The 7667-nt window shown below is 70.7% G+C and carries 9 protein-coding genes; 3 read left to right on the top strand and 6 right to left on the bottom strand.

Annotated elements, in window-relative coordinates:
• Positions 1 to 653: 653 nt before the first annotated feature.
• The gene (locus VF746_11445; GenBank protein HEX8693028.1) at positions 654 to 1127 is read right to left on the bottom strand and encodes a DUF6174 domain-containing protein; all 474 of its coding nucleotides are present in this window, start codon (positions 1125 to 1127) and stop codon (positions 654 to 656) included.
• 171 nt (positions 1128 to 1298) lie between these two features.
• On the opposite strand from VF746_11445, the gene VF746_11440 reads away from it, so the two are divergent.
• A complete protein-coding gene (locus VF746_11440; protein ID HEX8693027.1) occupies positions 1299 to 1736 on the top strand; it encodes a hypothetical protein in 438 nt (145 codons plus the stop codon).
• Positions 1737 to 1964: 228 nt separating this feature from the next.
• Here the strand turns inward: VF746_11440 and VF746_11435 are convergent, their stop codons facing one another.
• From VF746_11435 to VF746_11415, 5 genes are all read right to left on the bottom strand, one after another.
• Positions 1965 to 2285 (bottom strand): hypothetical protein, encoded by a 321-nt coding sequence (locus VF746_11435; protein ID HEX8693026.1) that lies wholly within the window; start codon positions 2283 to 2285, stop codon positions 1965 to 1967.
• 254 nt (positions 2286 to 2539) lie between these two features.
• Positions 2540 to 3085: a restriction endonuclease gene (locus tag VF746_11430; protein HEX8693025.1), complete on the bottom strand. Its 546-nt coding sequence runs from the start codon at positions 3083 to 3085 to the stop codon at positions 2540 to 2542.
• A gap of 483 nt (positions 3086 to 3568) precedes the next feature.
• Positions 3569 to 3760 (bottom strand): hypothetical protein, encoded by a 192-nt coding sequence (locus VF746_11425; GenBank protein HEX8693024.1) that lies wholly within the window; start codon positions 3758 to 3760, stop codon positions 3569 to 3571.
• A 26-nt stretch (positions 3761 to 3786) separates the two neighbouring features.
• Complete coding sequence (locus VF746_11420) at positions 3787 to 4857, bottom strand: LptF/LptG family permease (GenBank protein HEX8693023.1); 1071 nt, start codon at positions 4855 to 4857, stop codon at positions 3787 to 3789.
• On the bottom strand, positions 4854 to 6296 hold the full coding sequence (locus VF746_11415; protein HEX8693022.1) for an LptF/LptG family permease: 1443 nt from the start codon (positions 6294 to 6296) through the stop codon (positions 4854 to 4856). The genes VF746_11420 and VF746_11415 overlap by 4 nt, the downstream gene beginning before the upstream one ends.
• 131 nt (positions 6297 to 6427) lie before the next feature.
• On the opposite strand from VF746_11415, the gene VF746_11410 reads away from it, so the two are divergent.
• A complete protein-coding gene (locus VF746_11410; GenBank protein ID HEX8693021.1) occupies positions 6428 to 7360 on the top strand; it encodes a M28 family peptidase in 933 nt (310 codons plus the stop codon).
• Positions 7357 to 7667, top strand: a 311-nt coding sequence (locus VF746_11405) for a helix-hairpin-helix domain-containing protein (protein HEX8693020.1), incomplete at its 3' end; no start/stop codon positions are given. The genes VF746_11410 and VF746_11405, both read left to right, overlap by 4 nt.

Genomic DNA, 7667 nt, shown 5'->3' with positions numbered 1-7667 from the left:
CTAGCGGCCCGGCAGCAATCCGTGGTGCTCTCAGGACTCCGGGTCTGACTCAGGAACGGGCTCTCTCGCACCAATGAGCTTACCGACCTCTTTGCCGACGCCACCCGCCCAATTTATGCTCCCACACCCGTTTCATCCTCCGTGGTCGCGCGCAGCGCGGTGGTAGACTCAGGATGACTTCGTGTGTGGCATGGAATGCACAGTCGGTTTCGGAAGGTGGTATGAAGTCCCCCGGCCCGCTGACCGGGCCGGCCGTTTCATCCCCAGCCCGCCGACCCTCCGCGCTCCTCCCTCCCGGAGCACGCGAGCGCCGGCGCCGCCCGGGTCCGTCCCGGTGCGGCGCCGGCGCTTCGCTTCCCGCCGGAGCGTCACGCGCCCGAACAGATACGGCAAAAGACTTTTCTCACGCAGAGTCAGCAGAGTCGGCAGAGTAAACGGAGGGGTTCTCCGCTGACTGTGTCGACTCTGCGTGAGGCCTGCTGTCTTCGGTTCCGGTAATCAGACCCGGCAGGTGAACACGACGCAGCCGGGGAGGACGACGGTGGCGGCGATGACGAGCAGGCGCAGGACGCGGCGCAGCAGCACGGGACCTCCGGGGTCGCGGGGATCGCTGGGACGCCCGGAGGCCCGGCAAGGAGCACGCCGCCGCGCGCTCAGCGTGCCAGGCCGGTCGGGATGAATTCGCTCACCCCGAAGCCGTCTTCCTCGTCGGCGACGTTGACGCTGTAGTCGATGGAGGCGGACACGGGGTAGCCGAGCTGGCCGTCGTAGCTGGCGTCGAACTCCGCGGGGTCTTCGTCCAGGGCCGCCTCGAGCAGCTCGAACAGGTCGTCGACGGTGCCGATCCTGGCGTGGACGTTGGCCGGCACGGGCTGGCCGCTCTCGGTGAAGACGCGCGAGACCACGGCGCCGTCCACCACGGTGACGAGCATGGGGCCCGTGAACCCGCAGAAGCAGTGGCGCGTGACCCTGTACTGGTAGTCGTCGATCCCGGCGCGCTCCCAGCGGAGGCGGGCGTCGCTCAGCTCTTCGCGCGCGTCGGAGGCGAACGGGTTGTCGCACGCGGCCGCCAGCGGCAGCGCGGCGGCGAGGAGGGCGGCCAGGCGGAGGCGGACGAGGGTTCGCATCGTCTTTTTCGGCGGGTGAGGGTGGTCCATTCGGCTTTCGGAAGAACAACGCGCGACCGTGGAGGACGTGGACACGCGGTGGGGGCGCGCTGGCGAGCGGCTTGCAAGCCGTACGCTCCCCGCGGCCGATTCCGCGCAGCCGGGCACCGCTTGAACCGCAGGAGCACGACGATGAGCGATCCCACGCGTCCCGGCGACGCCGACCTCCGCGAGACCGCCGAGACCGCCCGCCGCCTCGCCGGCGACGCGGAGCACGACGCCGACCTGGAGCGCCCCACGGCGGCCGGAGCCGGCGGCCACCCGCACCCCGACATCCGCGCCGCCGACCACCTGCGCGCGCAAGACGACGTGGAGACCTACGAGCGCCAGGAGGAGCTGGCCGAGTCGCAGGCCGACGCCGCGGAGGCGCTCAGCCGCAACCGCGAGGTGCTGGCCGAGGGGCGCGAGCAGCTGGACGAGGCGCGGCGGCAGGCGGCCGACAACCAGGAGGACGTGCGCGAGCTGGCCCGCGACACCAGCGAGCTCGGCGACCAGGTCGAGCGTGCGCACGAGGCCGTCCGGCAGATCGGCGTGGAGGACGTGGACCGCGGGGGCAGCGGGGAGCGCTAGCGGGGACCGGCGCAATACCAGATCCGTTTGAAGAGCAGACCAGACAGATGTCATCCCGAGGGGAGCGGTAGCGACCCGAGGGATCTACTCAACGGTTCTGGTGGGTGGCGAATCGGGTGAATGCCTGACGACTCTCTGACCACACACAGTTCACCCGGGATTTGGTGCAAGACAACGAAGCGGGCTCCCGGCCGGGGAGCCCGCTTCGCGCTGCATCCGATGTCTGCCTCACCCCGTCGGCCGCAGGCGGTACTGCTCGGGCACGGGCTGCGCGCGGACGTCGGCGATCAGGGCTTCGAGCTGCTGGACGAGCGGATGCTGCGCCAGCCGCTTCGCCGCGGCGTCGTCCAGCGCCTCGACCAGCTCCAGCTCGCCCGCGAACCGCCCCGACTGCTCCAGCAGCCGCGCCAGCACCTTCTTGGGGATGAAGCGCGCCTCGATCCGCGCGCTCTCCGGGATCTCGACCCCCAGCAGCCGCTCCAGGACCTCGGGATCGTGGAAGAGCACGACCTCGAGCTCCGGCACGGCGAAGACGAGCTCCGAACGCACGGGAGGACCACCGTACCGCAACAGGTTCCGGACCGTCGTCCCGCGCTCGAGCATGCTCTCCTCGTCCACGGTTCTCGCGTTGAGCACGAGGATCACCGGCACTCCGCGAACCGCCCGGATCGAGCTCGCGACCGAGGTTGCGGAGGTGCTGATCCCACCGTCCACGACGCGGACTTCGGGATCTGCCGCTGCGGGTAGCAGCCGCTGGAGCAGCTGCACGTCCGTGGGCTCTTCAGCTACCACGAAGACGCTCATTACAGCACCGTCGGGCGAAGGCCGAGGTTCGGTTGTCCCTCTTCGACGCAGTACCGGTACTTGGCTTCCAACGCCCAGGTGATCCCTCGCCTGTTGAGCGCGGCGTCGACGTCGGAACCGGTCCACAGGAGAATATTCTGAGGCGCGACGAATTGGGCCAGGGTCGTCGCCGCATCCGTGAACCGGGACCGGGCGAAAAGCAGCCCGAACACGCCCGTGGGCCGGCGTAGCAGCTGCTGCCTCAGTTTCGCGACCGCCTCAAAGTCCACCGGACCCGCGGTGTCCTTGGTCTCCACCAGGCAGGAGAGATTCGCCGCGTACACCGCGCCGTCGATCTGTTCCACCACCCGGCCGGCCAGCGACACCACGTACGGCCAGCGCACCTCGGCACCGTCGAGCTCGAACGCGCGCAGGATCAGGTACTCGAACGCTTTCCCCGGCTCCCAGCCCGGCGTTCTCCCGGTCCTGATGCCCGACCAAAGGCCGCTCAGGCCGTTCCAGTCGAGAAGGCGAATCCACTGCGTGTAGTTCGACGAGTTGGGCATCGGGCGGGCGGAAAGCGAACGAAGTGGACGGCGGGTGGCGACACTCTACGGCGCGAGGAGCGCGGGCGCAAGAGTTTTCTTCCGGCTCGACCGGAGATGCGCGTCGAAACGATGGCGGCCGATCGAACCCTTCCAATCGGCCGCCATGATGTGCGATTCTGCGTCTGACGAATCTCGCTCATTCAGCGCCGGGCGCTTCTTCCGACCAGTCGCCGAGCGCAAGCGGCCTGGCGGAGTGGAAGACGGCAGCGATCTCGACGGCGCCACCTCTCAACCCGATACACGATCCGGTAGCTTCCGACGATCACCTCGCGGATGTCCGGATCGGCGTACTCCGGAACGATCCGCCCGGAGCGCGGAATTCCTGGAGTCGTTCCGCGGACCCGATCAGCCGGTCGACGAAGACATCGGCGTACAGCGGTGAGTCTTTGGCGATGTACTCACGAATCGCGCGCAGGTCGGCGCGAGCCTGCCACGTCCAGACTATCCGCGCCACTGCTGGAATTCCCGCTTGATCTCCTCGTGCGGAACGACGTGCCCGGCGTCGGCCTCCGCCAGCCCGCACTCGACCTTGTACAGGAAGTAGATCCGCTCCATCGCCTGCTCGAAGGTCGCGTTGTCGGGCAGCTCGCCGACCGCCTGGAGGACCTTCTCCTTCACCGTCTGTACACTCATCGGAGTCGACTCCGTGGATTGCGCGCCTACGTCCGCACGCGCGACATCAGGATGAGGCCGGCGACGAGGAAGAGGGCGTTGGGGAACCAGGCGGCCAGCAGCGGGTCGATGGCGCCGCTGCTGCCCACGGCCTTCCCCACGCGGAAGAGGAGCATGTAGACGATGGTCACCCCCAGGCTCACCCCCACCCCGAACGCCGCCCCGCCGCGCTGGTTGCTGGTGGCCAGCGGCGCCCCGAACAGCACGATCACCATCACCGCCATGGGGATGGCCAGCTTCTGCGCGCGCTCCACCCTGAGCGGGTTGGCGTCGCCGCCGCTCCGCTCGATGGCGCCGATGAAGCGCGACATCTCCTGGTAGCCCATGGCCTCGGGGTCCTTGGGCTCGGCCAGCAGGTCCTCGGGGGTCTCCACCAGCCCGGGCACGCGCAGCGAGTCGAAGCGCGTGGTGATCTCGCGCCCGTCGGCGTGCAGCTCGCGCACGTAGCCGCTCTGCAGCAGCCACCCGCCCCGCGGCGTCCAGCTCGCCCGCTCGGCCATGCGGTGCAGCCCCGGCGCGCGTGCGGTCACGTTCCGCTCCAGCACCACCTGGCTCATCTCGTTGACCCCCGGGTCCAGCCTCCGCGCCGTGAGCACCCCCTCCTTCTCGGTCTGGTACACGAAGTTGATGCGCGGGCCCTGCCGCAGCATCTGGCTCTCGCCCATCAGCCGGGCGCGCCGCATGAGCGTGATCGGCACCAGCTCGCCCAGGCCGAAGGCGGCCCCCGAGAGGAGCACCGCCAGCAGCACCACGGGGAGGAAGATGCGGTAGAAGCTCACCCCGCCGGCCTTGGCCGCGGTGATCTCCTGGTGGCGCGTCATCCCCCCGATGGTGAACACCGTGGCCACCAGCGCCGCGATCGGGAAGGCGTACACCATGAAGAGCGGGAACTGGTACACGTAGCCGAGCAGGAGCCGCCCGCCCGTGATCCCCCGCTCCATGTAGGTGTCGATGTTGTCGGTGACGTCGCCGATGATGAACAGCAGCGGCAGCCCCATCACCAGCAGGAAGAAGGTGGTGAGGAACTGCCGGGCCACGTAGCGCGAGAGGAGCCTCATGCGCGCGCCCTCCGCCGGAAGACGGTGGCGAAGAAGTCTCTGAACGCCTGCAGCATGGTGTCCCACATGCTGCTGCGCGCGGTGGAGGTCTCGCGCCCCATCGTCGCCAGGCCCAACACGCCGAGCACCGTCATCAGCGCGTTGACCACCCACATCGCCACCAGGGGGGTCACGTAGCCGCGCCCGGCCAGCGCCTCGCCGCCGATCAGGCCGATGTAGTAGAGGGCGAAGATGATCATGCTGGTGGCGATCACCATCCCGATCCCCCCGCCCCCGAAGCGCAGCGCCAGCGGGGCGCCGATGATCACGAACACCAGCGAGGCCACGGCGATGGAGTACTTCTTGTGCACCTCCACGTCGTACTCGCGCATCTGCTGCTCCAGCTCGGCCACCCGCATCCGCGCCGACTCCAGCTCGTCGGCCGTCCGGCGCGTGCGGACGGGCACGCCCCCCTCCGACGGCGGCGCCATCCCGGGCTGGATCGGCACGGGGTTCAGGGCGCGCTCCTCGGCGCCGACGGGGGGCGCGTCGGCGCCGCCGGAGAGCGCGTAGCGGAGGTCGGCGTCGGCCAGCCCCTGGATGCGCCGGTAGACGCCCTCGCGCTCCTTCTTCAGCGTGTCGATGCGGGCCTCCAGCATCCCGATGGTCATCTCGCGGTCGCCGCGGTACCCCTCGCCCCGGTCGCCGGTGGGGAGCGTGGTCCCCACGCCCGGGATGCCGAAGACCTGCTCGCGGAACGTCATGCGGCGGAAGGTCTTGGGGTCGTCGAGGTTGACCTCGCGCATGTGGCCGCTGTAGAGGCGCATCACCAGGTCGGTGCGGGCGGCGTTGAAGAGCGCCCGGCCCGAATCGGCGTAGATCGAGCGCACCACGCCGGGGTTGCTCACGTCGTAGATGGAGACGTCCCACAGCCGGTTGGTCCCCGGGTCCACCCGCGCGGCGCGCAGGTAGTACGTCTGCGCGGAGTTGGTCTGCGGGCTGATGCGGTTGATGGTCTGCGCCTGCAGGATCAGCGTGGGCGTCTTGCGGGCGATGTCGAGGAAGAGCTGGCTCCAGCGGTGGTTGGCCTCGGGGAGCACCCGGTCGTTGAACCAGATCATCACCCCCGTCAGCACCCCGGCGACGGCCAGGAGCGGCAGCAGGAGGCGCTTCAGGTCGATCCCGCTGGCCTTCATCGCCGTGATCTCGTTCTCGGCGGTGAAGGTGGAGAAGGTGTAGAGGATGGAGACCAGCACGGCCATGGGGAAGGTGAGCGCCACCGTGGCCGGCAGGGCCAGCATGAAGAACTCCAGCACCACGCGCAGCGGCAGCCCCTTCCCCGCCAGGTCGGCCAGGCGGCGGGCCAGGGTGTTGATGAGCACCACGCCGGTGAGCGCCAGGAAGGCGAAGAGGAACGGCCCGACGTGGGCCCGGAGCAGGTAGCGGGTGAGGATCTTCATCGAAAGTGTCGAAAGGGACTTGCCGCGCGGGAGCGGCCGGGCGTAGTATACCGGGTCCCGACGCCCCGTACAAGCGCACGCTCCCCCGCCCGGTCCACCCTAATCCATTGTTAAGCCCCGTGATGCCGCCCATGAGCGGGGGCCGCCGCGCGCTCGCGCTCCTCTGCCTCGCCGCGCTCGCGGCGTGCGGGGAGCGCCGCGCCGAGCGCCCCGACTTCCCCCCGGACCTGGCCTGGTCGTTCCTGGTGCAGCAGGTGGCGTTCGGCCCCCGCTACGCCGGCCACCGCGGCCACGAGGCGGAGCTGGCCTGGCTGGCCGAGCAGATGGGCATGCGCGCCGACAGCGTGGTGCTGCAGCCGTTCACCGACACGGTGGCGGACGGCGGCGCGGTGAAGCTCGCCAACGTGCTCGCCCGCTGGCACCCCGACTCGGCGAACCGCGTCCTGCTGGTCGCCCACTGGGACACGCGCCGCCGGGCGGAGAGCTCGCGCGACAGCCTGGACCGCCGCCGCCCCGTCCCCGGCGCCAACGACGGCGCCGCGCCCACCGCCGTGCTGGTGGCGCTGGCGGAGCTGTTCAAGCAGCAGCCCCCGCCGGTGGGCGTCGACCTGCTGCTGGCCGACGGCGACGACTTCGGCCCGGGCGCGGACGACCTCTACCTCGGCACGCGCCGCTACCTCGCGAGCCTGCAGGGGCCGAAGCCGCGGTACGCCGTCGTCCTCGACCTGGTGGGCGAGAGGAACGCGAAGTTCCCGCGCGAGGGGGCGTCGCTCCGGGCCGCGCCGCGGCTGGTCGACCGGGTCTGGACCATCGCGCGGCAGCTGGACCTGGACACCGTCTTCGTGGCCGACAGCGTCCCCCCGGTGCCGGACGAGCGGGTGCGGCTCCTCGGCGCGGCCGGGATCCCCGCCGTGCTGGTGACCGACCCGCAGTACGGCGCCGCCAACCGCTTCCAGCACTCGGTGGACGACGTGGTGGCGCTGCTCGACCGCGAGACGCTCTGGGCGGTGGGCGAAGTGCTGGCCGAGGTCGTCTATCGCGGGATGCCGGAGGAGCGCCGATGAGCACCACGCCGCAGGAGCGCCTGGCGCTCGGGGTGGCCGCCCTCCTCCTGGCCGCCGGCGTCGGCGCGCGGGCGCTCCGCAGCGGGCCCGAGCCGGCGGAGCTGACCGGCGGCTCCACCGTCGAGGCGGACGCGCGGGGGCTCGCCGCGCTGCGCGACGAGGTGCGGGGCGAGGTGGCGCGCGCCGAGCGCCGGGCGAGGCCGCTGGAGGCGGGGGAGAGGATCGACCCGAACACGGCGAGCGCCGACGAGCTGGACCGGCTGCCGAAGGTGGGCCCCGGCGCCGCGGAGAAGATCGTGGCCTGGCG

Origin of the sequence: Longimicrobium sp. (assembly GCA_036389795.1) — a bacterium.
Classification (GTDB): domain Bacteria; phylum Gemmatimonadota; class Gemmatimonadetes; order Longimicrobiales; family Longimicrobiaceae; genus Longimicrobium.
Note: the sequence above shows the minus strand (reverse complement) of the source record. Positions and strands in the feature narration are given on the sequence as shown.